Annotated in this window: 22 protein-coding genes; 10 read left to right on the top strand and 12 right to left on the bottom strand. The window is 71.9% G+C overall.

Annotated features, from left to right (window positions below):
• Window positions 1-2: 2 nt before the first annotated feature.
• Complete coding sequence (locus ACIBTV_RS13760; protein ID WP_396704639.1) at window positions 3-341, bottom strand: DUF952 domain-containing protein; 339 nt, start codon at window positions 339-341, stop codon at window positions 3-5.
• A 133-nt stretch (window positions 342-474) separates the two neighbouring features.
• Between ACIBTV_RS13760 and ACIBTV_RS13755 the strand changes: the two genes are divergently transcribed.
• From ACIBTV_RS13755 to ACIBTV_RS13745, 3 genes are all read left to right on the top strand, one after another.
• On the top strand, window positions 475-786 hold the full coding sequence (locus ACIBTV_RS13755; protein WP_396704637.1) for a hypothetical protein: 312 nt from the start codon (window positions 475-477) through the stop codon (window positions 784-786).
• A 120-nt stretch (window positions 787-906) separates the two neighbouring features.
• Window positions 907-1,575: a response regulator transcription factor gene (locus tag ACIBTV_RS13750; protein WP_396704635.1), complete on the top strand. Its 669-nt coding sequence runs from the start codon at window positions 907-909 to the stop codon at window positions 1,573-1,575.
• Between the two features lie 10 nt (window positions 1,576-1,585).
• Window positions 1,586-3,025 carry an ATP-binding protein gene (locus ACIBTV_RS13745; protein ID WP_396704633.1) on the top strand — a complete coding sequence of 480 codons (1,440 nt, stop codon included), beginning with the start codon at window positions 1,586-1,588 and terminating at the stop codon, window positions 3,023-3,025.
• A gap of 15 nt (window positions 3,026-3,040) precedes the next feature.
• On the opposite strand, the gene ACIBTV_RS13740 is transcribed toward ACIBTV_RS13745, so the two are convergent.
• Complete coding sequence (locus ACIBTV_RS13740; RefSeq protein WP_396704631.1) at window positions 3,041-3,991, bottom strand: TAXI family TRAP transporter solute-binding subunit; 951 nt, start codon at window positions 3,989-3,991, stop codon at window positions 3,041-3,043.
• 121 nt (window positions 3,992-4,112) lie between these two features.
• A complete protein-coding gene (locus ACIBTV_RS13735; protein WP_396704629.1) occupies window positions 4,113-5,018 on the bottom strand; it encodes a cupin domain-containing protein in 906 nt (301 codons plus the stop codon).
• Between the two features lie 84 nt (window positions 5,019-5,102).
• Between ACIBTV_RS13735 and ACIBTV_RS13730 the strand changes: the two genes are divergently transcribed.
• Entirely contained in the window at window positions 5,103-6,056 is a 954-nt protein-coding gene (locus tag ACIBTV_RS13730; protein WP_396704627.1) for an SDR family NAD(P)-dependent oxidoreductase, read from the top strand.
• A 46-nt stretch (window positions 6,057-6,102) separates the two neighbouring features.
• Here ACIBTV_RS13730 and ACIBTV_RS13725 read toward each other — a convergent pair whose 3' ends face one another.
• From ACIBTV_RS13725 to ACIBTV_RS13715, 3 genes are all read right to left on the bottom strand, one after another.
• Window positions 6,103-6,780, bottom strand: coding sequence for a hypothetical protein (locus ACIBTV_RS13725; RefSeq protein ID WP_396704625.1), 678 nt, complete (start codon window positions 6,778-6,780; stop codon window positions 6,103-6,105).
• Between the two features lie 102 nt (window positions 6,781-6,882).
• The gene (gene yaaA / locus ACIBTV_RS13720; protein WP_396704623.1) at window positions 6,883-7,680 is read right to left on the bottom strand and encodes a peroxide stress protein YaaA; all 798 of its coding nucleotides are present in this window, start codon (window positions 7,678-7,680) and stop codon (window positions 6,883-6,885) included.
• Window positions 7,681-7,689: 9 nt separating this feature from the next.
• A complete protein-coding gene (locus ACIBTV_RS13715) occupies window positions 7,690-9,309 on the bottom strand; it encodes a hypothetical protein (RefSeq protein ID WP_396704622.1) in 1,620 nt (539 codons plus the stop codon).
• Window positions 9,310-9,441: 132 nt separating this feature from the next.
• Here ACIBTV_RS13715 and ACIBTV_RS13710 point away from each other — a divergent pair, with 132 nt between their 5' ends.
• Both ACIBTV_RS13710 and ACIBTV_RS13705 read left to right on the top strand, forming a co-directional pair.
• Window positions 9,442-10,482 carry an App1 family protein gene (locus ACIBTV_RS13710; protein WP_396704620.1) on the top strand — a complete coding sequence of 347 codons (1,041 nt, stop codon included), beginning with the start codon at window positions 9,442-9,444 and terminating at the stop codon, window positions 10,480-10,482.
• Between the two features lie 142 nt (window positions 10,483-10,624).
• The gene (locus tag ACIBTV_RS13705; RefSeq protein ID WP_396704618.1) at window positions 10,625-11,056 is read left to right on the top strand and encodes a hypothetical protein; all 432 of its coding nucleotides are present in this window, start codon (window positions 10,625-10,627) and stop codon (window positions 11,054-11,056) included.
• 171 nt (window positions 11,057-11,227) lie between these two features.
• On the opposite strand, the gene glgB is transcribed toward ACIBTV_RS13705, so the two are convergent.
• From glgB to glgA, 3 genes are read right to left on the bottom strand one after another with little or no spacing between them, the layout of a single operon-like run.
• The gene (gene glgB, locus ACIBTV_RS13700) at window positions 11,228-13,330 is read right to left on the bottom strand and encodes a 1,4-alpha-glucan branching protein GlgB (RefSeq protein ID WP_396704616.1); all 2,103 of its coding nucleotides are present in this window, start codon (window positions 13,328-13,330) and stop codon (window positions 11,228-11,230) included.
• Window positions 13,318-15,414, bottom strand: a complete 2,097-nt coding sequence (locus ACIBTV_RS13695) for an alpha-1,4-glucan--maltose-1-phosphate maltosyltransferase (protein ID WP_396704615.1) — start codon at window positions 15,412-15,414, stop codon at window positions 13,318-13,320. The genes glgB and ACIBTV_RS13695 overlap by 13 nt, the downstream gene beginning before the upstream one ends.
• Before the next feature lie 38 nt (window positions 15,415-15,452).
• Window positions 15,453-16,673 (bottom strand): glycogen synthase, encoded by a 1,221-nt coding sequence (gene glgA, locus ACIBTV_RS13690; RefSeq protein ID WP_396704612.1) that lies wholly within the window; start codon window positions 16,671-16,673, stop codon window positions 15,453-15,455.
• Window positions 16,674-16,743: 70 nt separating this feature from the next.
• Here glgA and glgC point away from each other — a divergent pair, with 70 nt between their 5' ends.
• Both glgC and pgm read left to right on the top strand, forming a co-directional pair.
• Window positions 16,744-17,976, top strand: a complete 1,233-nt coding sequence (gene glgC, locus ACIBTV_RS13685) for a glucose-1-phosphate adenylyltransferase (RefSeq protein WP_396704610.1) — start codon at window positions 16,744-16,746, stop codon at window positions 17,974-17,976.
• Between the two features lie 79 nt (window positions 17,977-18,055).
• Window positions 18,056-19,699, top strand: coding sequence for a phosphoglucomutase (alpha-D-glucose-1,6-bisphosphate-dependent) (gene pgm, locus ACIBTV_RS13680; RefSeq protein WP_396704607.1), 1,644 nt, complete (start codon window positions 18,056-18,058; stop codon window positions 19,697-19,699).
• Between the two features lie 5 nt (window positions 19,700-19,704).
• Here the strand turns inward: pgm and ACIBTV_RS13675 are convergent, their stop codons facing one another.
• Window positions 19,705-20,637, bottom strand: a complete 933-nt coding sequence (locus ACIBTV_RS13675; RefSeq protein WP_396704605.1) for an NAD(+)/NADH kinase — start codon at window positions 20,635-20,637, stop codon at window positions 19,705-19,707.
• A gap of 216 nt (window positions 20,638-20,853) precedes the next feature.
• Between ACIBTV_RS13675 and ACIBTV_RS13670 the strand changes: the two genes are divergently transcribed.
• A complete protein-coding gene (locus ACIBTV_RS13670) occupies window positions 20,854-22,266 on the top strand; it encodes an O-antigen polymerase (RefSeq protein ID WP_396704602.1) in 1,413 nt (470 codons plus the stop codon).
• Window positions 22,267-22,427: 161 nt separating this feature from the next.
• Window positions 22,428-23,672, top strand: a complete 1,245-nt coding sequence (locus tag ACIBTV_RS13665; RefSeq protein WP_396704600.1) for a lipopolysaccharide biosynthesis protein — start codon at window positions 22,428-22,430, stop codon at window positions 23,670-23,672.
• Between the two features lie 125 nt (window positions 23,673-23,797).
• Here the strand turns inward: ACIBTV_RS13665 and wecB are convergent, their stop codons facing one another.
• Together wecB and ACIBTV_RS13655 are read right to left on the bottom strand one after the other, a co-directional pair.
• Entirely contained in the window at window positions 23,798-24,874 is a 1,077-nt protein-coding gene (gene wecB / locus ACIBTV_RS13660) for a non-hydrolyzing UDP-N-acetylglucosamine 2-epimerase (RefSeq protein ID WP_396704598.1), read from the bottom strand.
• A 24-nt stretch (window positions 24,875-24,898) separates the two neighbouring features.
• A complete protein-coding gene (locus tag ACIBTV_RS13655) occupies window positions 24,899-26,089 on the bottom strand; it encodes a glycosyltransferase family 4 protein (RefSeq protein ID WP_396704596.1) in 1,191 nt (396 codons plus the stop codon).
• Between the last annotated feature and the right edge of the window lie 121 nt (window positions 26,090-26,210).

Genomic DNA, 26,210 nt, shown 5'->3' with positions numbered 1-26,210 from the left:
GGTCAGCCCAGCAGGGCGGCCACCGCCTCGGCGGCCGGGGCGTCGACCGGCAGCGCCTCGGCGGCGACCACCGCGTCGACCGGCAGCGGGCCGTACAGGTGCGGGAAGAGCGCACCGCCGCGCGACGGCTCCCAGCGCAGCCGATCGCCGAGCCGGTCCGGGTCGACGGTGAGCAGCGTGAGGCCGGTCGCCCCGGCGAAGTGTCGCCGCGCGGTCTCCACCACCTGGTCGGGGCCGGAGAGGTGGATGAAGCCGTCCTGCCGATCCACCGCCGAGCCGACCAGGTGTCCGGCCGCCCGCGCGTCGTTCCACTCCGTGGTCGGCAGCAGTTTGTAGATCACCCGGCCAGCGTACGGGTCGCCGCCGTACCGGCCCGGCCACGGCCGACGCCGGCCGCCGTTTCGCGGTACCGCCCCGGTCGTCCGTACCGGGCGGGCATGCTCACAGGTGGAGCAGGTCGCGGAGGGATGGGCGATGGCGAACTACGACGACGACTGGACCGACAGCCAGCGCGCGCTGTACGACGAGTGCTACCAGGCCGGCGGCGACTGGGCCGAGGACCCGGACACCTCCTCCGACGAGGTGCAGTACGTGATCAACCTGGCCGAGGGGGACGACGACAGCATCGGCGACTCCGAGATCGACTTCGGGCCGCTGGTCGACGCGGTCACCCAGGCCACCGGCGAGAACGCCACCAGCGTCCCGGCCACCCACGGGGACCCGGCCTTCCGTGGCTTCACCGACGGCGTACGCGACGCGACGTCCGACGACGTCTTCGGGCTCTGACGCCGCCCGCCGAGGGGCGGCCCGAGGTCCGGCGGTCGCGGTGACCGCCGGGATCCGGACGGGTCGGCTCTCCCGCCCGGGCCGCGCTTCTGCCACCATTCCAGGACGACAGTTCGACGGATGGGGGCACGGGTGCGGATCCTGCTGGTCGAGGACGACCGCCGGGTGGCCGCCGCGCTGTCGTCCGCGCTGACCCGGCGCGGCTACGAGGTGGAGCACGCCGCCACCGTCGCCGCCGCGCTCTCCGCCGCACCGTGCGACCTCGTCCTGCTCGACCTGACCCTGCCCGACGGCGACGGCACCGACCTGTGCCGGGAGCTGCGCCGGCGCAGCGGTCAGCTCGGCATCATCGCGGTCACCGCCCGGGGCGAGGAGCGGGACCGGGTGCTCGGCCTGCGGCTCGGCGCGGACGACTACGTGGTGAAGCCGTTCTCGATGGTGGAGTTGCAGGCCCGGATCGAGGCGGTGCTCCGCCGCGCCGCGCACGCGGTGCCCGAGCGGAGCCTGATCGAGGCGGGTGTGGTCCGGATCGACGTCTCCGCGCGCACGGTCAGCGTCGGCGGGCGGGCCGTGACGCTGACCCGCAAGGAGTTCGACGTCCTGCTCTCCCTGGCCCGCCAGCCGGGGGTGGCGGTGCCTCGGGAACGGATCCTGCTGGACGCCTGGGGCACCACCTGGACCGACCGGCACACCGTCGAGGTGCACGTCGGGTCGCTGCGCGGCAAGCTCGGCGACCCCGGCCTGGTGGAGACCGTACGCGGGGTCGGCTACCGGCTGCGCGGCGAGTGAGGGCCGTCGGGTGCGCCGTCGGCTGGTGATCAGCTACCTCCTGCTGATGGTGCTGGTCCTCATCGCGCTGGAGACGCCGCTCGCGCTCACCCTCGCCACCCGGGAGACCGACCGGGTGCGGGCCGACCGGCTCGCCGACGCCACCCGGTTCGCCTCGCTCGCCGGGCCCGCGCTGCGCGGCGGCGTTCCGGGCCCGCTCGACACCGAGCTGCGCAGCTACGACGAGCTCTACGGCATCGGCGCGGCGGTGGTGGACCGGGACCGCCGCACGGTCGTCGCCTCCCCGAGTTGGCGCACCGCCGTCGGCGCCGCCGAGGCGCTCGACACCGCCCTGGCCGGTCAGCAGTCCAGCGGCCCGGAGTCGGTCTGGCCGTGGGAGGTCGGCCGGGTGGTGGTGGCGGTGCCGATCAACGACGGCGGCGAGGTGCTCGGGGCGGTCGTCACGGTGACCCCCACCGAGGACCTGCGAGGTACGGTCGGCGCCTGGTGGGCCCTGCTCGCCGGGATCGGGACGCTCGCCGTGGTGGCCTGCGTGGTGCTCGCGTTCGGTCTGGCCGGCTGGGTGCTGCGGCCGGTCACCGAGCTGGACGCGGTCACCCACGAGATCGCCGAGGGCGACCGCGGTGCCCGGGTGCAGCACCGGCTCGGCCCGCCCGAGCTGCGCCGACTCGCCGCCAGCTTCAACAACATGGCCGACGTCGTGTCCGACGTGATGGACCGGCAGCGGGCCTTCGTGGCACACGCCAGCCATCAGCTGCGCAACCCGCTGACGGCGCTGCGGCTGCGCGTGGAGGAGCTGGGGCCCAGCCTGACCGACCCGCAGGGGCGGGCCGAGCACCGCCTCGCCCTGGAGGAGACCGACCGGCTGGCGCTGGTGCTCGACGCGCTGCTCACGCTGGCCCGCGCGGAACGCCAGGAGAACGAGCGGGTCACCGTCGACGCGGCCGAGGTCGCCGCGTCCCGGGTCGCCGCCTGGATGCCCCTGGCCCGGCACCGGTCGGTGGCGCTGCGGCTGGCCACGACGGCCGTGCCGGCGTACGCGCGGACCGTGCCGACCGCCGTCGACCAGGCGCTCGACGCGCTCATCGACAACGCGGTCAAGTTCAGCGGGCCCGGCGGGGAGGTCACCGTGACCGTGGCGCGCCGCGACGGCGGAGTGGTCGTCGAGGTGCGGGACACCGGTCCCGGGATGACCGAGAGCCAGCTGGGCCAGGCGACCGAGCGGTTCTGGCGCGCCCCGGACGTGCAGAACGTCGACGGCGCCGGGCTGGGGCTGACCATCGCCGCCGTGCTCGTGGACGCGTCGGGCGGGCGGCTCACCATGCGGACGGGGAAGCCCCGCGGTCTGGTCGCCGGCCTCTGGTTCCCCGGCCCCGCCGAGGAGCCGGGCGACGCCGGCGAAGAGGCTGCTCCGCCGGCCGTCGACCGGCTGCCGGCCGGCGCCGGCTGACCGGCGCGGCCCAGGTCAGGGCTTCGCCGCGCGATACCAGGCGGCGGCGCCCGGATGCAGCGGTAGCGGCGAGGTGGCGATCGCCGACCGAGGGCTTATCCGCCCGGCCGCCGGGTGCGCCGCCGCCAACTCGGACCGGCGCTCCATCAGCAGCCGCGTCACGTCCCGGACCACCCGATCCGGCAGGTCCGCCCGGACGATCAGGAAGTTCGGGTCGGCGACGGTGGTGACCGGGCCGACGCCGTAGACCGACCGGGGGATGTCCCGCGAGACGTAGACCTCGCCGTAGCGCGCCCGCAACGGCTCGGTCCACTCACCGAGGTCGACGATGCGGGTCGGGGAGCCCTGGGCCAGGTCGGCGATGCCGCGCACCGGCAGCCCGCCGGAGAAGAAGAACGCGTCGATCCGGCCGGACCGCAGTGCGGTCACCGAGTCGTCCAGGTTGAGGCGCGCCCGGCGTACGCCGTCGCCGCCGAGCCCGGCCACGTCGAGCAGGCGGGTGGCGGTGATCTCGGTGCCGGACCCGGCCGCGCCCACGGACACCCGACGGCCGCGCAGGTCGGCGACGGTGTGCACCGGACCGCCACCGAAGCTGACCAGGTGCAGCTGGTCGTCGTACACGCGGGCCACCGCGGCCACCCGCGGGTCGGCGTCGGGCCCGGCGGGCAGCACGTCGGCCTGGGTGAAGCCGAGCTCGGCCTCGCCCGAGGCCACCAGCCGGACGTTCTCCGCCGACGCGGGGGTGACCACCACGCTGGCCCGCACCCCGGGCAGTTCCCGGTTGAGGATCGCGGCCAGGGACTCCCCGAAGGCGTGGTAGACGGCGGTCGGGCTGCCCGTGGCGATGCGGATGCGTATCGGTTCCGCGGGCGTCTCCCGGCATCCGGCCAGGCCGACGCCCGCGACCAGCAGCGCCGCCAGCAGGGCGGCGGGCAGGGCGCGGAGCCCGGGCCGGGTGCGACTCATCGGCTGCACTCTGCGCCCGGGACCGGACCGACGCAACCCCCGTTGCTCCCGTGGTGGGCGGCCCGTGCGGCTTGATCTTCCGCCCGATCCGGTCGGTGGTGGGCGGGCGGCGGGGGCGGGGTCACCGCCGTGCCCGGCTGCGGTAGGCGCGCGGCGACAGGCCGGTGGTGCGTTTGAACGCGACGCTCAGCGCGCTCTCCGAGCCGTATCCGACCGCGCGGGCGATGCTGGCCATGGTGTCGTCGCTGCGCCGGATCCGCTCGGCGGCCAGCTCGATCCGCCAGCCGGTGAGGTACTCCAGGGGCCCTCGGTCGACGACCTCCTTGAAGCGGGCGGCCAGCGTGGACCGGGACACCGAGGCGACCCGGGCCAGCTCCGCCACCGTCCAGGGGCGGTCGGGGTGGGCGTGCAGCGCCCGCAGCACGGGGGCGAGCACCGGGTCGGCCAGCCCGGCCAGCCAGCCGGAGCCGCCGTCGCGGGCGAGGTGCAGGCGCAGGATCCGGATCAGCATGACCAGGGCGAGGTGCTCGGCCACCAGCCGGCCGCCGAGCGGCTGCGCCCGCAGCTCGGCGTCGATCTGCTCGACGGCCCACCGGACGGTGCCGGCCTCGGGGGTCGCGGCGGGCACGTGGATGACCGGCGGCAGACCGTCGAGCAGCAGGGCGCGGCCCCGTTCGGTGAAGGAGAACGCGCCGCCGATGAGGAACACGTCCTCGCCCGTGCCGGCGCGGGCGACACCGTCGACGGCGGCGGAGAAGATCGGCCCGGCCGGTTCCGGCGGTGTGTCGAGGTCGCTGGCGAGGGTGAAGCACCGGGGTTGGGTGAGCAGGAAACAGTCGCCCTCGGCGAGGGTCACCGGCTCGGTCACGCCGTCGACCCGCAGCACGCAGCCGCCCCGGCGTACGGCGTTGAATTTGACGCCGGCCGGTGGGCCGAACCGGACCGCCCACCGACCACCGGCCGCCATGGCGGTGGAGAGGCTGCTGGTGGCGCCGACGAGGGCGAGTACGTCCTCCAAGGGATCCATGAACGCTCCTGCTGGACGCCGGCTAAAGAGTGATGGATTCCAGACTACAGACAGTCCAGGGCGGTCGTTCGTAGCGTGGATGTCATGACAGCACAGACCCCGCTCCGCACCCCGTTCACCGCCCGCACCACCGCCGCCGAGATCGTCGACGGGGTTGACCTCACCGGTCGGCGGATGATCGTCACCGGCGGCGCCTCCGGCATCGGCGCGGAGACCGTCCGCGCCCTGGCCGGGGCCGGCGCCGACGTCACGGTGGCCGTCCGCACCATGTCCAGCGCCGACGCCCTGGTGGCCGAGTTCCCCGAGCGGGTACGCGCCGCCACCCTCGACCTGGCCGACCTCTCCTCCGTCGACGCCTTCGTCGCCGGCTGGGACGGGCCCCTGCACGCGCTGGTCGCCAACGCCGGGATCATGGCCCTGCCGACCCGCCAGCTCAGCCCGATGGGCTGGGAGCTCCAGCTCGCCACCAACTACCTCGGTCACTTCGCGCTCGCCCTCGGGCTGCACGACAACCTGCGCGCCGCCGGCACCGCCCGGGTGGTGGTCGTCAGCTCCGGCGCGCACCTGCGGGAGGCGTTCGACTTCGACGACCCGCAGTTCGAGCGGCAGCCGTACGACCCGTGGTCCGCCTATGGTCGGTCGAAGACCGCCGACGTCCTGCTCGCCGTGGGCATCGCCCGGCGCTGGGCCGCCGACGGCGTCACCGCAAACGCCCTCAACCCCGGCTACATCAACACGAACCTGCAGCGGCACATGGACGACGAGACGCTCCGCGCGTTCGGGGTCCTGGACGAGGCGGGCAACCGGATCGACCTGGAGTACTACAAGACGCCCGCGCAGGGCGCGTCGACCAGCGTGCTACTGGCCGCGTCGCCGCTGGTCGAGGGGGTCACCGGCCGGTACTTCGACGACAACCAGGAGGCCGAGGTCGTCGTCGGCGGCCCGGAGGCCACCGGCGGGGTCGCCGCCCACGCCCTGGACGTGGCCGCCGCCGACCGCCTCTGGACGTACGCCGAGCAGGCGCTCGCCGCGCGCTGACGCGGGATCCGGCCCGGCCGACCACGCCGACGCGGCGCCGTCGCGGTCAGGCCGGGCCGGCGGCCCGGGCGGGGGCCAGGGTGGTGCGATCCAGGATCCGGTCCCGGTCCGGGCCTTTCGCCACGCTGACCAGGAAACATCCGGTCCCCGGCCGCAGCTGCGCCGGCACGCCGAGCAGCGCGGCGCTGCGGATCAGCACGGCGGCGAGCTCCCGGTCGGTGAGCCGGACGCCCAGGATGTGCCGGCGGACGTGCCGCCCACCGGCGAGCAGCGCCGAACGCCAGGCCGCCTCGGCCAGCCGGGGCACCCAGATCCGGCGGGCCGTGGACGCGCCGGGCACCGACGGGGTGAACAGCTCCCGGCGCCCCTGCCGCCAGCCCACCGCCATCAGCCGCGCGTAGTCGACCCGGTGCTCGTGGGGCACCCGCAGCCGGTGCAGCTCGTAGCGGCGGCGAAGGCCCCCCACGGCCAGCTCGTGCCCGACCGGGATGCCCACCCGGTCCAGGAGCTGCCGCATCCGCTGGGCGGCGTCCTCCCGGTTGAACTCCACGACCGGCGCCGGGTACGCGACCGCCGCCCGCGCCGGCCGGACACCCGCCGGCGGCGGCATGCACCGCAGCAGGCAGGCGGCCTCGAACGCGTCGGCCAGTGTCAACCAGTCCAGCGGTGGTGACGGTAGGGACAGCGGTGGGCGCCGGTCGAGCACTGCGGGTTCACTGGCCAACGGAGATGCTCCCTTGTCGGAGTCGTGGTCTCCCTACCGTGAACGCTGGGTGGCCGTGACGGAACGGGTGCGGCCCAGGCTTGAGGAAATCTTGCGGGTGGCTCAGAGCTCGGTGACGACCACGTCCGCCTGGCGCGGCCGGCCCGCCGGCACCGGCTGCTCCACCACCGTGTACTTCAGGTCGCGCAGCGCCGCGATCACCTGCTCGGCGGTGCGGGGCCGGGCGCCGGCCAGCAGCAGGTCCCGGACCAGGCGGCCCTTGGTCGCCTTGTTGAAGTGGCTGACCACCGAGCGGACGGGCACGCCGTCGACCTCCCGCTCGTGGAGCACCCGCACGGTCACGGTCCGATCCGCCAGCTCGCCGCGGGGGGTCCACGTCGCCGCGTACGCGCCGGAGCGCAGGTCGAGCACCGCGCGCTCACCGGCCGCGGCCGCCAGCGCCGGCGCGAGGGCCCGACGCCAGTACGCCGACAGCCCACCCGGGCCGGGCAGCTTCACCCCGATCGGGCAGCGGTAGGGCGGAATGCGGTCGGTGAGTCGTACGGCGCCCCACAGCCCGGAGCTGATCAGCACCGACCGGCGGGCGGCCCGCTGGGCGGCCGGCGGCAGGGAGCCCAGGTCCAGCGCCTCGTAGAGCACGCCGGTGTAGATGTGGGCGGCCGGCGCGGTCGCGGCCCGGGCCAGCCGGACGTTGCGCCGCAGCTCGTCGCGCTGACCCTCGCTGAGCCCCAGCACGGCCCGGGCCGCCGCCTCGTCCGGCCCGTCGCAGAGCGCGACGAGCGCGGTCAGCACCTCCTCGCGGGCCGGGTTCAGCTCGGGCAGGGACAGCCGGGACAGGTCCAGGCGGCGGCCGGTGCCGGCGTCGGCCTTCCCCTCCGAGGGCGGCAGCAGGATGAGCACCGCTGGAATCTACCGCCACGGGCGCACCGGGCTCGGCGGGTGGTAGACGCGGTAGCCGCCCACGTCACGCACCGGGGTGCGGTCCAGTTCGTCGCCGAGCAGGCGGCGCAGCCGGAAGTCCGCCACCGAATCGGCCTCTACCACGTACCCGGGACGCGCCGCCCGCCCCACCTGCCGCCAGTACGGCAGGTAGCGGTTCTGCCCCGGCCGGAGGTTGTCGTCGACGACCCCGCACACCACCTCCTCGGCGGTGTCGAAGACGAGCCGGTTGCAGATCCAGTAGTCCCCGTACACCTCGTGCGGCCCGTCGGCGCGCAGCACCGTGGCCAGCTCCCGGGCCTGACGCTCCTCGTCCCGCGACGCCGCGACGCCGTCCGTGGCGTACCGCACGGTCACCACCAGGCTCGTCACGGCCAGCGCGGCCAGCACCACGGCGGCCACCGCGCCGCTCAGCCGACCGAACGCGCCGACCGTGCCCCGCCAGCCGGCCACCGCCGCCAGCCAGAGCGGCCAGAGCACCGCCGGCAGCGAGATCTGCAGCAGCGACAGGTAGCGCGCGTTGGCCAGCGGGTCGAGAGCGGCCAGCGGGCTGCGCACGTACGACAGGAGGGTGAGCGCCGCGCCCGCGACCAGGGCGAGGTGCGTGACCGGGCCGATCCGCCGACCGCGTGGCCCCCCGGCGGTGCGCCGGTAGAAGATCACGGCGAGGGCCGCCGCGACGAGCAGCAGCAGCGGATAGAGGTAGCCGAACCACTCCTGCCAGCGGCCGCAGCCGTCGATCGGGCAGAGCCCACCGGCCAGCGGCACCCCCTCCACCAGGCCGCCCCGCAGTCGCAGCGCCCACGACGGCTCCGGCCCGGGGCGGGTGCTGATCTCCCGGAGCACCGACCACGAGTCCTGCCCCGGCGGGGCGACCACGTTCGCCCAGATCATCGGGGCGACGCCCACGACGAAGCCCGCCACCAGCAGCGCCCCGGCCCAGCCGAGCAGCTCCCGGCGGATCGCGTAGAGCAGCAGCAGACCGGAGACCAGCAGGTACGGCGCGATCAGCCAGTCCGACCAGAGCGCCAGCCCGGCGAGGAGGCCGAACAGGCCGACGGCCGGCCGCCGACGGTGGATCGTGCCGGCGGCCAACCCCACGGCGACCAGCAGCATCAGCACCACCGCCGGTTTCGCCTCGGGTCGCCCGCCGACCACGGTCAGCTGGTCCCGGACCACCCGTTCCGGGCCGAGGGCCAGGAGACCGACGACGAACGTGGCGAACCAGGGCGCGCAGACGCGTCGGGTGAGTCGGTGGATCAGGTACAGGAAGAGCGCGTAGAGGACGAGCATCGGCAGCCGCAGCACGGGCCAGCTCGGCCCGGCCAGCCAGATCAAAGGCGCGGCCAGGTACGACTCCAGCATCCCCATGTAGCGCTGCCCGTAGAGGAAGACCGGGTGCGCCCGGCCCTCGGAGATGTGCAGCGCCGCCAACCCGAAGGTGGCCTCGTCACTGTTCGACGCGGGCACCGTGTAGAGCGTCAGGACCAGGCGGTAGCCGACCCCGACCAGCCCGAGCAGCAGCGCGACCAGCGCCGGCCGGTCGAGCCGCGGACGCCACCACCTTCTGTCCTGCACTGGTTGCGACACGACCACGCCCCCGTCGTCGTCCCGACCGGAGTGTTTCACGACCCCGACGTCGGGCGGGGTGGATCGGGGCAGACCGGTCGGGGAAGATCGCCTCGCGTGGCCGGGACCGCGGCGGTGTGGCAGGGTGGCAGCGTGCCATCGACTCCCGCCGGCCAACTGGCCGTCCCGCGCCTGCACCGGGCGGCGCGGATCGAGGACGCCGTGCACCAGCTCGTGGAGCGCCGGCTGCGGCGCACCGGCTGGCGGATCAACATCGTCGCCTACACGGGCTACGGCGGGCCGGGCTGGGTGCGGGTGATGTGCCGGGTGCTGCTGGGCCGCCCGGACACCCGCCAGCGGGCCCGGTTGGAGAAGGTGCGCGGGTGGCGCAGCTTCACCACCCTGCCCGCCAAGCACGTCACGGTGTCGATCGAGACCGGCGGGGTGCGGCACGAGGCGCAGGCGGACCGGAGCGGGTTCGTCGACACGGTGGTCGAGGCCGACCTGCCGCCGGGCTGGGGGACGGTCCGGCTGAGCGTGCGGGACGCCGAGCCGGTCGAGGCGCCGGTACGCATCCTCGACCCCGATGTCCGCTTCGGCATCCTCTCCGACATCGACGACACGGTGATGGTGACGGCGCTGCCCCGGCCGCTGCTCGCCGCGTGGAACACCTTCGTCCTCGACGAGCACGCCCGCGCGGCCGTGCCCGGCATGGCGGTCCTCTACGAGCGGCTGGTCACCGCCCACCCGGGCGCCCCGGTCTTCTACCTGTCCACCGGCGCCTGGAACGTCGCGCCGACGCTCACCCGGTTCCTGTCCCGGCACCTCTACCCGGCCGGGCCGCTGCTGCTGACCGACTGGGGCCCCACCGCCGACCGGTGGTTCCGCAGCGGACGCGAGCACAAGCGCGCCACCCTCGCCCGGCTGGCCCGGGAGTTCCCCGACGTGCGCTGGCTGCTGGTCGGCGACGACGGCCAGCACGACCCGGAGATCTACCGCGAGTTCGCGGCGGCCCACCCGGACAACGTGGCCGGCGTGGCGATCCGCCGGCTCTCACCGACGCAGGCGGTGCTCGCGGGCAGCCTGCCGGTGCCGCACGACAAGCCGTCGGCGGGGCCGGTGGGGCAGAAGTGGCTCTCCGCGCCGGACGGCGCCGGCCTGTGGCAGCTGCTCCGCGACGCCGGCCTGGTCTGACGTACGCCCGGAGACCTCCCGCGCCGCCGCGCGCCTCGACGCGCCGCCCCCCGCGACTCCCTGGCCTCTTGCGCAGCCCTTCTACGGTGATCCGCCGGATGGTGGCCCGCCGGGCCGCCGAGTCGTGGGGCAGGAGACCAGGTTGACGGGTCCGAAGGACGCCATCATGTTGTCCGCCTTCGCGGCGATGTTCGTGCTCAGCGGCTACCAGTTGCGGCGCCACTGGCGCGGTCAGGGGCGACGCGAGCTGGTGCGCGGTTTGTGGTTCCTGCCTGTCTCATCGGCCGCGAAGAGGGCGATGTGGCGGACCTTCCCGCTCATCTACGTCGCAACTGCGGCGATGTTCCTGGCGGTGATAGCCGGTGTCGTCGCCGGCGTCAGCGTTCTCATGTTCGTCGCCCTCGCTGTGCCCTGGACAGCCATGGTCACCGCGTTGGCCATCATGCTCTGGAACCGCCCCAGGTCGCTGGTCGCGCCGCCCTATCGGAGGGAGCGCGGCCTGGTGTCGCTGTGGATCCGCGGCCGGAGAGTGCGCCGAGCCGCGACGCGTAGGCGTCCACTGCCGAGCCGGTAATCATCCTGAGCGCCATGACGCAGAGGCATGATTATGACTCTGCGTCATAGCAATCAACAGTTGTCGGCGGCCGGAGCCGGCGGCACCGGCCCACAACGGCCGGGGCGGGCGGCGCCGACCCACAACGGCCGGAGCCGGGCGGTGCCGGCTCAGCCCGGGCGGCGTGACGGGTCACGCCGGGCGGAGCCAGAGCACGCCGAGCGGCGGCACCCGGAGCGCCGCCGACGCGGGGAAACCGTGCCACGGCACGTCCTCCGCGCGCACCTCGCCGAGGTTGCCCACGCCGGAGCCGCCGTAGTGGTGCGCGTCGGTGTTGAGCACCTCCCGCCACGTCCCCCCGGCGGGCAGGCCGACCCGGTAGTCGTGCAGCGGCAGGGCGGAGAAGTTCGCCACGCACACCAGCGTCGAACCGTCCGGGGCGATCCGGACGAACGACACCGTGTTGTTGGCGACGTCGTCCCCGGCGATCCAGCGGAACCCGGCCGGGTCCGTGTCCTGCGCCCACAGCGCCGGCGCGTCCCGGTAGAGCCGGTTCAGGTCACCCACCAGCCGCTGCACGCCGGCCCGCGCCGGGTCGTGCGTCAGGTACCAGTCGAGGCCGCGCTCCTCGCTCCACTCCCGGTCGTCGGCAAGCTCGCAGCCCATGAAGAGCAACTGTTTGCCGGGGTGCGCCCACATGTACGCCAGCAGCGCCCGCACGTTGGCCAGCCGCTGCCACGTGTCGCCGGGCATCTTGGCGGCCAGCGAACCCTTGCCGTGCACCACCTCGTCGTGGCTGATGGGCAGCACGTAGTTCTCGCTCCAGGCGTACGCGAGGGAGAACGTGAGCTGATGGTGGTGGTGCTGGCGGTAGATCGGGTCCTTCGACGTGTAGAGCAGGGTGTCGTGCATCCAGCCCATGTTCCACTTGAACCCGAAGCCGAGCCCGCCGTCGGCCGTCGACCGGGTCACGCCCGGCCACGCGGTGGACTCCTCGGCGACCATCAGCACCCCCGGGTGGTGCTTGTAGACGGTCGCGTTCACCTCCTGGAGGAACGCGATGGCCTCCAGGTTCTCCCGACCGCCGTACTGGTTGGGGGCCCACTGGCCCTCCTGACGGGAGTAGTCCAGGTAGAGCATCGAGGCGACGGCGTCCACCCGCAGCCCGTCGACGTGGAACTCGTCCAGCCAGTAGAGCGCGTTGGCGACCAGGAAGTTGCGCACCTCGCGGCGGCCGAAGTCGAAGACGTACGTGCCCCAGTCGGGGTGCTCGCCGCGGCGCGGGTCCGGGTGCTCGTAGAGCGGGGTGCCGTCGAAGCGGGCGAGGGCCCACTCGTCGCGGGGGAAGTGCGCCGGCACCCAGTCGAGCAGCACCCCGATCCCCGCCCGGTGCAGCCGGTCCACCAGGTAACGGAAGTCGTCGGGGTCGCCGAAGCGGGAGGTCGGCGCGTAGTAGCCGGTCACCTGGTAGCCCCACGAACCGCCGAACGGGTGCTCCATCACCGGCAGGAACTCGACGTGGGTGAAGCCCAGCTCTGTGACGTACGCGGTCAGCTCGTCGGCCAGCTCCCGGTAGCCGAGCCCGGGCCGCCACGAGCCGAGGTGCACCTCGTACACGCTCATCGGCTCCTGGTGCGGCTGCTGCCGGGCCCGCCGGGCCAGCCACGCCTCGTCGGACCACTCGTAGCGGGAGTGGTGCACGACCGACGCGGTGGCCGGCGGCACCTCCGCGTACGCCGCCAGGGGGTCGGCCTTGTCCCGCCAGCGCCCGTCGGCGCCGAGGATCCGGTACTTGTAGCGGGCGCCGGCCGCGGCGTCCGGGACGAAGATCTCCCACACGCCGGTGGAGCCGAGCGACCGCATCGGCCATCCGTCGTCCGGGGCCCAGCCGGTGAAGTCACCGACGACGCGGACGCCGCGCGCGTTCGGCGCCCAGACCGCGAACGCCACGCCCTCGTCGAAGACCCGCGCGCCGAGCGCCTCCCACAGCCGCTCGTGCCGCCCCTCACCGATCAGGTGCAGGTCGAGCTCGCCCAGGGTGGGCGGGTAGCGGTAGGGGTCGTCGCGCGGCACACCGTCGACCTCGACCCGGTAGTCCAGCACGGTGCCCGGCACGGTGGCCTCGAAGACGCCGACGTCGTGCACCCGCTTCATCGGGTGTCGCTCCCCGTCGACCAGCACGGCGACGTCGCCCGCCCCGCGACGCAGGGTGCGGATGGTCGTCCGGCCGTCGGCCGGGTGCGCGCCGAGCACGGCGTGCGGGTCGTGGGCGTGGCCGGCGATCAGCTGGTCCATCGGTCGTCGTCCTTCGGGGCGGGGGTGGTCGGGGCGGTGCCAGCCGAGAGGTCGTCGGGGACGGCTTCGACGGTGAGGTCCGCCGGGCCGGTCGGTGCGGCGGTCGGCACCTCGGGGGGAACCGGCCGGCGCACGGTCAGCACGTGGGCCGGTTGCAGGTACGGGTCGAGCCGTACCGCGTTGCGCTGCCCCCAGTCGTAGCTGGTGCCGGTCAGCTCGTCGTGGACGGTGAACCGGTCGTGCCAGTCGAAGCCGAGCGCCGGCATGTCCAGGGTGGTGTTGCCCCACTGCACGCCCTGCGGGTCGAACGAGCAGACCACGATGACGGTGTTGCCGGTCTCCGGGTCGTGCTTGGACCAGCAGAGCAGCGCCGGGTTGTCGATGTCGTGGAAGACCAGGTTGCGCAGCCGGCGCAGGGCGGGGTTGTCCCGGCGTACGCGGTTGAGCACCGCGATGAACGGGGCGAGGGAGCGGCCCTGCGCCTGTGCGCCGGCCCAGTCCCGGGGGCGCAGCTCGTACTTCTCGTTGTCCAGGTACTCCTCCGCGCCGGGGCGGGCGACGTGCTCGAAGAGCTCGTAGCCGGCGTACAGCCCCCAGGAGGGGGAGAGCAGCGCGGCCAGCACCGCCCGGATCTTGAACATCGGCGGGCCGCCGTGCTGCAACGACTCGTGCAGGATGTCCGGGGTGTTGGGCCAGAAGTTCGGTCGCATGTAGTCGGCGGCCGCGACCAGCTCCTCGCAGTACGCGCGCATCTCCGCCGCCGAGGTGCGCCAGGTGAAGTACGTGTACGACTGGGTGAAGCCGATCTTGCCGAGGCCGTGCATGATCGCCGGGCGGGTGAACGCCTCGGCCAGGAACAGCACGTCCGGGTCGACCTGCTTGACCTCCGAGATCAGCCAGTGCCAGAAGTCGAACGGCTTCGTGTGCGGGTTGTCCACCCGGAAGATCCGGATGCCCTCGCCCACCCAGTGCAGCACCACCCGCAGGATCTCCGCCCGGATGCCCTCCGGGTCGTTGTCGAAGTTCAGCGGATAGATGTCCTGGTACTTCTTCGGCGGGTTCTCCGCGTACGCGATCGTGCCGTCGGCCCGGGTGGTGAACCACTCCGGGTGCTCGGTCACCCAGGGGTGGTCCGGCGCGCACTGCAACGCCAGGTCCATCGCCACCTCCAGGCCCTGCTCGGCGGCCGCCGCGACGAAGTCCCGGAAGTCCTCCGGCGTACCCAGATCGGGGTGGATGGCGTCGTGCCCGCCCTCCTCGGCGCCGATCGCCCACGGCGAGCCGACGTCGTCCGGGCCGGCGGTGAGCGCGTTGTTGCGGCCCTTGCGGTTGACCCGCCCGATCGGGTGGATCGGCGGCAGGTAGAGCACGTCGAAACCCATCGCGGCCACCCCGGGCAGCCGCTGCGTGGCGGTGGCGAACGTGCCCGAGCGGGCCGGCGTGTCGACGGTCGCCGGCACCGCCCCCTCGGAGCGGGGGAAGAACTCGTACCAGGCGGAGAAGAGGGCCCGCTCGCGGTCCACCCACAGCCGGTGCTCCTCGCCGGCGGTCACCAACTCCCGCACCGGGTGCGCCCACAGCAGGTCGGCCAGGTCGAGCGCCACCGCCACCCGCGCCGGCGGCGCCAGGTCGTCGTCCCGCAGGGCGGCCGCCGCCGCGACGACCCGCTCCCGCTCGGCGGCCGGCACCAGCGCCGCCGCGGCCTCCAGCACCCGCGCGCCCTCGGCCAGGTCGTTGGCCAGCTCCGCCGCCCCCTGCCCGGCGGCGATCTTCTTGGTGACCGCGTTCTGCCACGTCAGGTACGGGTCCTGGAACGCCTCGACGGAGAAGGTCCACTCGCCGACCGCGTCCGGTGTGATGGTGGCGTGCCACCGGTCCTGCCCCGGCTCGCCGGGCCGCATCCGGGTGAACGGGCGGGTCACGCCGTCCGGGCCGCGCCAGACCACGTTGCAGCCCAGCGCGTCGTGCCCCTCGCGGTAGGCGCGGGCCGCCACCGGCACCCGCTCGCCCACCACCGCCTTCGCGGGGTAGCGACCGCACGAGACGACGGGGGAGACGTCTTCGATGGGGAACCGTCCAGTCACCCCGCCAACCTACTGCCCGAGATCGCTTCGCGCTCGGCTCAGCCCGCCGCTCCCACCGACCGGTAGACCTCCAGCGTGCGCGCCGCGATCGCGTCCCAGGAGAAATGCTCCACCGCCCGCCGCCGACCCGCCCGGCCGAACTCGGCGATCCGCGCCGGGTCGGCCAGCAACTCGTTCAGCCGGGCCGCCAGGTCGGCCACGAAGCGCTGCGGATCCAGCGGCCGCCCCGACCCGTCGGTGGCCTGCTCGATGGGGACCAGCAGCCCCGTCTCGTCGTCGGCCACCACCTCCGGGATGCCGCCGGTGGCCGTCGCGACCACCGCGGTCTCGCACGCCATCGCCTCCAGGTTGACGATGCCCATCGGCTCGTAGACCGACGGGCAGACGAAGATCGTGGCGTGGGTCAGCACCTGGATCACCTCGTGCTTGGGCAGCATCGCGGCCACCCAGACCACACCGGAACGCGTCGCCCGCAGCTCGGCCACCAGATCCTCCACCTCGGCGGCGATCTCCGCCGTGTCCGGCGCCCCGGCGAGCAACACCAGCTGGGTGTCCGACGGCAGCTCCCGCGCCGCCCGCAGCAGATACGGCAGACCCTTCTGCCGGGTGATCCGCCCGACGTAGACCACGCTGGGCAGCGCCGGGTCGACGCCGAGCCGGTCGAGCACGTCCGTGCCCTTGTCCGGCGCGTACTGCACCGTGTCGATGCCGTTGTAGACCACCCGAACCCGGCCCGGGTCCACCGCCGGGTAGGCGGCCAGCACGTCCCGTCGCATCCCCTCGCTGACCGCGATCACCGCGTCGGCCGCCTCCACCGCCGTCCGCTCGCACCACGAGGAGAGGGCGTAGCCGCCGCCGAGTTGCTCGGCCTTCCACGGCCGCAGCGGCTCCAGGCTGTGCGCGGTCACCACGTGCGGCACCCCGTGCAGCAGCTTCGCGGTGTGCCCGGCCAGGTTCGCGTACCACGTGTGGCTGTGCACCACGTCGGTGCCGGCCGTGCCGGCGGCCATCTCCAGGTCCACGCCCATCGTGCGCAGCGCGGCGTTTGCGCCGGTCAGGCCCGGCGGTTCGGCGTACGCGGTGACGCCCGGCTCGGTGCGGGGCGCGCCGAAGCAGTGCACCCGCACGTCGGCGAGCCGACGCAACTCCCGGGCCAGATACTCCACGTGCACCCCGGCGCCGCCGTAGACCTCCGGCGGGTATTCACGGGTGAGCAGATCGACGCGAAGCTGTCCGGTGGCCGGGGAGGAGTCGGTCATCCCCGCACCCTAGTGCAGAAGTCCGACCGTACGAGTGGTGAAGTCGGACGCGGGTGGTTAGCGTCTGAGCATGGCTGCCAAGGTGCTCGCGATCGTCCTGGCCGGCGGAGAGGGCAAGCGCCTGATGCCGCTGACCACGGACCGGGCCAAGCCCGCCGTGCCGTTCGGCGGGATGTACCGCATGGTCGACTTCGTCCTCTCCAACCTGGCCAACGCCGGCTTCCTCAAGATCGTGGTGCTGACCCAGTACAAGTCGCACTCGCTGGACCGGCACATCACCAAGACCTGGCGGATGTCCACCCTGCTCGGCAACTACGTCACCCCGGTGCCGGCGCAGCAGCGCCGCGGTCCGTGGTGGTTCGCCGGCTCGGCCGACGCCATCTACCAGAGCTTCAACCTCATCAACGACGAGCAGCCCGACTATGTGATCGTGTTCGGCGCCGACCACATCTACCGGATGGACCCCCGGCAGATGGTGGACGACCACATCGCCTCCGGCGCCGGGGTGACCGTCGCCGGCATCCGCCAGCCGCTGTCGACCGCCGACCAGTTCGGCGTCATCGAGGTGGGCGAGGACGGCCGGCGGATCCGCGCGTTCCGCGAGAAGCCCACCGACGCCGTCGGCCTGCCCGACGCGCCCGACCAGATCTACGCCTCCATGGGCAACTACGTCTTCACCACCAGGGCGCTCTGCGAGGCCGTCGAGCGCGACGCGGGGGACAAGACCAGCAAGCACGACATGGGCGGCAGCATCATCCCCATGCTGGTCGAGAAGGGCGAGGCGAACGTCTACGACTTCAAGGACAACGAGGTCCCCGGCAGCACCGACCGCGACCGCGGCTACTGGCGGGACGTGGGGACCCTCGACTCGTTCTACGACGCGCACATGGACCTGATCAACGTCCACCCCGTGTTCAACCTCTACAACTTCGACTGGCCCATCTACACCGAGCAGCCGCCGTACCCCCCGGCGAAGTTCGTCCACCAGTGGGGCGAGCGGGTCGGCCGCGCGGTCGGCTCGATGGTCTCGCCCGGCGCGGTCATCTCCGGCTCGCTCGTCGAGAACTCGGTGGTCTCCCCGAAGGTCAAGGTGCACTCGTGGGCCCACGTCGACGGCGCGGTGCTCATGGAGGGCGTCGAGATCGGCCGGCACGCCGTCGTCCGCCGGGCCATCCTGGACAAGAACGTCTTCGTGCCCGAGGGGGCCGAGATCGGCGTCGACCTGGAGAAGGACCGGCAGCGTTACACCGTCTCGGAGAATGGCATAGTGGTGATCGGAAAGGGCCAGCGGGTCGAGCCGTGACACCGGTCGCGACACGCATGAGACCGCCCGCCGCCGGGTAGCAAGCGGCGTCCGCCCCATCCGCGAGGAGGTTGCCGCAGTGACCCACCCCCGTGCCGGCCAGCCCGCCGAGCCCACCGACCTGGTCGACGTGCCACGCCTGGTGACCGCCTACTACGCGGAGCACCCGGACCCGCAGGACCCGGCGCAGCAGGTCTCCTTCGGCACCTCCGGCCACCGCGGGTCGAGCCTGCGCCGCGCGTTCAACTCGGACCACATCCTCGCCGTCACCCAGGCGTTGTGCGACTACCGGCGCGAGGCCGGCATCGACGGCCCGCTCTTCCTCGGCCGCGACACCCACGCGCTGTCCACCCCGGCCGCGGTCGACGCCCTGGAGGTGCTCGCCGCCAACGACGTCACCGTGCTCGTCGACAGCCGTGACGGCTACACACCCACCCCGGCCCTGTCGCACGCCATCGGAACCCACAACCGGGGCCGCACCACCGGCCTCGCCGACGGCATCGTCATCACCCCGTCGCACAACCCGCCCGACGACGGCGGCTTCAAGTACAACCCCACCCACGGCGGCCCCGCCGACACCGACGTCACCCGGTGGATCCAGGACCGGGCCAACGCCATCCTCGCCGGTGGGCTCGCCGTCGTCCGCCGCATCCCCTACGCGCGGGCCCGCGCCGCCGACACCACCGGGACGTACGACTTCCTCGGCGCCTACGTCGACGACCTGCCGGCGGCCATCGACATCGACGCGATCCGGTCCGCCGGCGTCCGGATCGGCGCCGACCCCCTCGGCGGGGCCAGCGTGGCCTACTGGGGCGAGATCGCCGAACGGCACCGGCTCGACCTCACCGTGATCAACCCGACCGTCGACCCAACCTGGCGGTTCATGACCCTCGACGGCGACGGCAAGATCCGGATGGACTGCTCCTCGCCCAACGCGATGGCCTCGCTGATCGCCGCCCGCGCCGACTACCAGGTCTCCACCGGCAACGACGCCGACGCCGACCGGCACGGCATCGTCACCCCCGACGGCGGCCTCATGAACCCCAACCACTACCTCGCCGTGGCGATCGGGCACCTGTTCCGCACCCGCTCCCAGTGGGGCCCCGCCGCGGCCGTCGGCAAGACCCTCGTCTCCTCCTCCATGATCGACCGGGTCGCCGCCGACCTCGGTCGGCCGCTGCTGGAGGTGCCGGTCGGCTTCAAGTGGTTCGTGCCCGGGCTGCTCGACGGCACCGTCGGCTTCGGCGGCGAGGAGAGCGCCGGCGCCTCGTTCCTGCGCCGCGACGGGCGGACCTGGACCACCGACAAGGACGGCATCCTGCTCTGCCTGCTCGCCTCCGAGATCATCGCCACCACCGGCCGGACGCCCAGCGAACACTGGACGGAGCTGGCCGAGCGCTTCGGCGCCCCCGCGTACGCCCGGATCGACGCGCCCGCCACCCGGGAGGAGAAGGCGGTGCTCGGCAAGCTCTCCCCGGAGCAGGTGACCGCCACCGAGTTGGCCGGCGAGCCGATCACCGCGACCCTCACCTCCGCGCCCGGCAACGGCGCCCCCATCGGCGGCCTCAAGGTCACCACCGAGTCCGGCTGGTTCGCCGCCCGCCCCTCCGGCACCGAGGACGTCTACAAGATCTACGCCGAGTCGTTCCAGGGGGCCGACCACCTCACCCGCATCCAGCAGGAGGCGAAGGACCTCGTCGCCGAGGTGCTCAAGCAGGCCTGACCCGGTCACCGGGTCGGTGGCGGCAGCTCCCGGCGGCTCAGCTGCTCCCGCAGCCCCTCCGGGAGCAGCTCCCGCAGCTGCTCCGGCAGCAGCGGCAGGTCCAACAGGCTGAGCTTCAGCTGGTTGCGTTCCTGGTAGCGGCGCGGATCCAACCGCACCACCAGCCCCGCCTCCCGGCGGAAGCTGATCTCGACCGCCCCCTGGGTCGCCGCGTCCCGGATCACCAGGCCGTCCACCTCCACCGCCACCGGCGCCGACCCGGGCGTCAACTCCAGGCGGATCGTCTCGTCGGGGGAGAGCACCACCGCCCGGGAGATCCCCGCCATCGGCGCCGACGGCGTGACCACCACCGCCTGGGCCGCCGGGGAGACCAACGGACCGCCCGCCGCGTAGCTGTACGCGGTCGACCCGGTCGGCGTGCTCACCACGATCGCGTCGCAGCGGTAGTAGCCGTACCGTTGCCCGTCCACCGCCAGGGTGGCGGTCACGAAACCGGCCCCGGGCTGACGCACCAGGGCGATGTCGTTGAACGCCACCAGATCGTCACCGCACACGCCGCAGACCAGGCAACTGTGCGTCTCCACCGTGAAATCCTTGTTCGCCAGCCGGTCCAGCGCCGCCGGCAGCTCCGGCGGCTCCACCTCGATCAGGAACCCCAGGCGGCCGAGGTGCACGCCCAGCACCGGCTTCGGGTCGTCGACCACCATGCGCAGCGCGCCGAGCATCGTGCCGTCGCCGCCGATGCTGATCAACGCGTTCACGGTGCGGGGCAGCTCGTCGGCGGGCAGCGCCTCGACGGACGCGGGCACCCGATCCCGGTCCTCCGCGCGTACGGCGAGGCCCTTGCCGTGCCGGGTCGCCCAGTCGGCGATGATCTCGACGACCTCGGAGACATCCCTCGTCGGGTGCAGCACCAGCCCGAGCAGGGTGCGGTCCATGCCTCCACCTCACCACAAACCGAGCCCTGACGCGCGCAGTTGGATGGCAGGGGACGGCTCGGCCCGGCTGTACACTCCTCGCAGTCGCCTTGCAGCCCGCCCGAGCTGAGGCGGTTCGTGCGTTCGGCTCTGCCGAGAGGCTGATCCGGGCCGAAGCGCGTGACCTCCCGTGACCACCCTCGTTGAGCCTACCGTCGGTGGATAACGGGGGCCGAGATGATCCTGCTGTTCTTGCCGGTCCTCGGATTGGCTGCTGTTCATTACCTGGTCGCAATTCGGCGTTACGGCGTGCTTTCGCCGGACGGGCTGTTCGTGCTGTGTCAGTTGCTGATGCTGTACGGGACATTGCGATTGATTGATCCGGTGTCCAAGGTTGAGGTCTTCTACGGACAGATCATGGCTGCGGCAATTGCTATCTACATCGCCGCCAGTCTGGTGACCTTCCTCTCGGTCAGGCACAGCGAGATGATGGCGGCAAATCGTCCGGCCGGCCAAGCGACATACCAGGTCTCGCCCGTGCGACCGACAGGTGCAATTCTGTTCGTCGTCCTGATCTCGATCGTGGTGACGGCAGCCTACTTTGCAGCGGTCGGATACAGCGCCTTCATAGAGGGCCTCCGGGGTCAACTAAGTGGCGTTCCTGCGGACATCGCCACGCTCCGTCTCGAGTCGTACGCGGGCGACAAGTACTTCTATCCCGGATACGTCAATCAGTTCAAGAATGCGATACTACCGTCGCTGGCTCTCGTTCTGATCGTCTGGTCGTTCAATCGTGGCGGACTCCTCGCCCGAGTCCTCTCGGTTGCGCTTGGCGGAGTCGCCCTACTTGCGTTGATGGCTACCGGTCAACGCGGCGCATTGGTGCTCTTCGTGCTGACGGCGATGGTCTACACGTTCCTGCACAACCGCAGGCGGATGCCTCGGGCGGCTCTGCTGGTGCCGGTGGCCATCGGCTTACCACTCATGCTGTTGTCCACCTACGTGCTGGCGCGGAGTGCCGACAGCACGGAGAGTCCGGCGCGCGCAGCCATGAACGACCTCATAGCCCGGTTCATGAACGACAACCAGGTTTCTGGGCTTGCTGCCTTCAACTACACGATGGGCAGTCGGGTCCAAAACGGCGGAGAGTGGCTCGATGGGTTGGCCGGCATACTGCCAGGCAATCGTGGGAGCACCCTGAGCGCCGAGGTTTTCTACACGATGTACGGGTCAACCCGGGGCACGTCTCCGCCGTCGTTGTGGGGTTCCATCCACTACAACTTCGGCACCATTGGATTGATTCTTATCGCCGCGCTACTCGGGGTGCTCATGCAACTGCTGACTCAGCGGACCATGCGGCGCGCAAGTTACAATTCCCTGGAACTCGTGGGATTCTCTGGGGTCACCGTTGTGCTCGGCACGTGGATGGCAGGGGGGCCCGAGACGCCGCTGAACGTCGGTCTGGTCGCATATCTGGGCCTGTGGTACTGGGGCAGTCGAATCGGTGTGGGTAGGCGGCAAAGCAGTCACCGTCGGGGCGCGCTGACGGAACGACCACCACGGGCACCCGTATTTGTCGGTGTGGCGGCGGGAGGGGCGTACGACCCTCGTCACTCGCCCCAAGTCGTGTACGGGGCCAGACGTCCTTGACCGGGCTGGTCCGGCAACACGATACCTCTCGAGAAGGCGGCGAGAGTTCGGGGATTGGGCACGCTCGGGGTGTAGGGGCACTGTTTGCGGTGCTTCGCAACAGACTCGGCGACAACCGACGAGGTGTGCTGACGATTGCAGCCGGTAGCGTTATCGGCCAAGTGCTCCTGCTGCTCGCAGCACCGTTGCTCGCACGTCTGTACACTCCATCGGACTTCGGTGTCTTCGCGGTGCTCTCAACCCTTGCGGCGATAGTCGGATCGGTGGCTGCCGGCCGGTTCGAACTGGCGGTACCACTTCCCGAGCGAGACCGCGACGCGCATGTCCTCGTCGCCCTCGGCCTAGTCGTGACCCTTGCCACCGCGTTGTTCGGGACGGTTGTCGTTGCAACGGCGAGAGACGAGATCGCCGAACTCTTCGGACAGCCGTCGCTGCGGTCCTGGCTCTGGCTGACCCCGTGGACCGCCGCCGCCATGGGCGCAGTCGTCGTTCTTAATCAGTTGGCCGTCAGGTATCGACGATACGGCGCGATCGGCCGGCGGAATCTGCTCCAGTACAGCGCGATGTTGATCAGCCAAGTCGGTGCCGGCGTGGCCGGGCTCCGGTCGGGCGGTATGGCGCTGGGTCTCGCGGTCGGCCAGGTCGTCGCCGCGATGAGTCTGCTACGCGGTGTCCGTGGACGAACAGTCAAGGCAAGCGCGACGCCGCGTCCGACGCTGTGGCAGATGGCCGTGCGATACCGACGCTTTCCTCTTCTGCTGGCGCCGTCCGGCCTACTCAACGTAATCGGGTTACAGGCTCCCGTCCTGTTCATTGCCTACCATTACGGGGCCGAGGTAGCTGGATGGCTCGGGCTGACGCAGCGGATCTTGGCGATGCCGGCGGCATTGATCGGATCGGCAGTCGCGCAGGTGTACCTCGCGGAGTTGTCCCGCGCTGCCCGTAGCGCCGACCGCGGACATCCACGGAAGCTGTTCGTGAAGGCGAGCCGGCAGCTGACCGTGGTCGCCAGCGTAGCGTTCGTGGTTCTGGTTCTCGTCGCGCCGTCGGCCTTCACTGCGGTTTTCGGCCCTGAATGGGCGAACAGCGGCCGCTACGCGCAGGCGCTGGCGATCTTCGTCGCCACCCAACTCGTCGCTTCACCCTTGTCGCAGACGCTCGTCGTCCTCGAGAGGCAGGGCCTTCAACTCGCCTGGGACGCTGGTCGGGTGTTGGTGGTGACGGGAGCTGTCTGTGCGGCGGCACTGTCGGGAGCCTCCGCGTTGGCAGCGGTGTGGACGTTCGGGGCGTCGGCGGCAGTCTCGTACGTGTGCGGCTGGCTGCTGTCGCTCTGGGCCGTAGAGCGGGAGCAGCGGCGTGAGTCGTTGCGGCCGGCGGATGACCGCGGCGACCGAGTTGTTGCGTAAGGCGGCAGGCATCTCAGTTGGGCGTCGGTTGGAGGACATTGGGCTCGCACTTTGAGACGTGGGGTGTCCTGACGAGTTCGTTCGACTCGGTCGGCGCCTTGTCTGGCCAGCCGTCGGGCAGGTCCTCAGAGGGCGCTGGTGATCACACGGGCAATCCGTTCGCCTGCCCGGCCGTCCCACAAAGGCGGTGTGACAGTCTCGGCCGGCCGCGGCCGGCCGAGCGCTGCCCGTATCGCCGTCGCAAGCTCGGACCGTTCGACCAGTTCGTTCGTGCCGTGAGTGATGGTCACCGGTCGTTCCGTGTCCGGTCGTAGAGTCAGGCACGGAATACCGAGAATCGTGGTTTCTTCCTGCACCCCGCCCGAGTCGGTGATTACTGCCGCCGCACCACGGACCAAGCTGAGGAACTCGATGTAACCCAGGGGATCGACGGCCCGGACCTGCGGGTGGTCAAACATTCCCGCCGCTGCGAGGCTTGCCCGACCGCGCGGATGAATCGGTATGACGACCGGCAGGTCTTCGGCGGCGGCGTGGACCGCCTTGGCGAGTTCGGCAGCGTCGCCAGGGTCGTCCACGTTGGCGGGTCGGTGCAGGGTCGCTACAAGGTAACTTTCGGGCAGCCGTACGGCGGCGCGGATGCCTGCCACGTCAAACTGCTCGAGGTTGGCCAACAATGTGTCGATCATCGGGTTACCCACGAAGTGGATCCGGTCGGCGGCGACACCTTCACTGGCGAGGTGCGCAACGGCGTCCGGGCTGGTGGCGAAGAGCAGGTCCGAGAGGCGGTCGGTCACCAGCCGATTGATCTCCTCCGGCATGGCCCGATTGAAGCTACGCAGACCTGCCTCGACGTGAGCAATCGGGATCTCCAGCTTGGCGGCGACCAGCGCGGCGGCAAGCGTCGAGTTGACATCGCCGTAGACCACCAAGAGTCGGGGCCGCTCCTCCAGCAGAAGGGCTTCGAGGCCGGTCATGATGGCGGCGGTCTGGGCCGCGTGACTGCCCGAGCCCACACCGAGGTTGACGTCCGGCTCGGGTAGACCGAGTTGCCGGAAGAAGACGTCGGACATCCGTTCGTCGTAGTGCTGTCCGGTATGGATCAGCCGCTGGTCGATGCCACGGTCGCGTAGCGCGCGTACGACGGGAGCGGCCTTCGGGAAGTTCGGTCGGGCTCCCGTGACGTGCAGGACTTGGACCGGCATGGTTCTCCTTGGGGTGTGCTGGGTTCAGGCGCTGATGAGGCGTTTCTGCAGCGGCAGAGTCTCGATCTCCCAGACGAACTCCGTGCGACCGATCTCGTGGCAGTGTTTGGCCAGGGTCAGCACGGTCGGTAGATCGGCGGCCAAATCGATCAACAGGTCCCGCAGTGGCTCGACCTCGACGGCGGAGGTCCAACCCAGCCGGTGGCGTTCGACCAACGCCCTATTCTCGGGAAGGTTTCCGGCGATCACTGGGCGGCCTGCGACGACCCCTTCGAATATCTTGTTGGAGAGCGAGTCGTTCGCCGCGTCCACCGCCTCGTACAGCGCGGTGCCGACGTGCGCCCGCTGGTAGCAGAGCGGCACCTCGTGGGGGGCGCAGGCCCCCTCCAGCGTGATGAAATCGCCGGCGCCAGCAGCGGCGATGCGGTCGCGCAGCGACTGTCGGTACTCCGTGCCGGCCGGACCGGTGATCGTGAGTTGCACCGGTGAGCCGGCGGTTCGTGCCGCGACGACGGCGTCGATCAAGGCCTCGACCCCTCGGCCCGGATATAGGCTGCCGACACAGGCGATCCGCAGTTCGGGGCCAGCGGGTGGTGGCGTGAAAGTCGGCGCGAAAGAGGCTGTCGGCACGTTCCGCATCACCAACACGTCCTCAACCTTGAGCGCGCGGAACAGCGCCGCATGACTCTCGCAGACCGCCACGATCGTGAACGGGTGTCGGCGCGCTGCTCGTCGGAGCAACCATGGTTCGATCCGGGAGAACCACGAGGCAAGAGAGCCTCTGGTGCGGATGCCACCCGGGCGTTCGCGGCAGCTGATCACAACCTGGCTGCCCCAGCGACGACGATGTGCGATGCCTAGCCAGAAGAGCGCGCTGTGACCCACGAGGATCGTCCGGGCGGGCGTGGCGAGGATCCGGCGGCGAAGCCGCCAGAGCGCAGGCAGATACCCCACCAGCAGATTGCGGATCGAGGCCGCGAGCGTGCGGCGGTCGTCGATCTCACCCACGGGAAGTTGCTCGACTTCGACCCCGTCGATCTCGGACTCCCCCGGGTCGTCACTCGTGCCGAGACGGCCGGCTCGGGCGAGGGTGATCGCGCGAACCTCGCCCGGGCGACCCAGGGCCATCGTGCCGGCGATCTTGCGAGTGCGAGTCGAGTGGCGGTACGGGGCGAGGTCACAGAGCAGCAGAGTGGTACGGGTGATCGAGGTCATCACGCTTCTCTCTGGTCCGTCGACGGTGTCAGCCGGCTCGGTGCCGGGATTGGGCGGGCGGGCCGCGGTTGCTGCGCTGCCAGGGGCTCAACGAGAAACCTCGGACTTCGTCACGTGTAGT

It is taken from the genome of Micromonospora sp. NPDC049366, assembly GCF_044466625.1.
Lineage (GTDB): Bacteria > Actinomycetota > Actinomycetes > Mycobacteriales > Micromonosporaceae > Micromonospora.
Note: the sequence above shows the minus strand (reverse complement) of the source record. Positions and strands in the feature narration are given on the sequence as shown.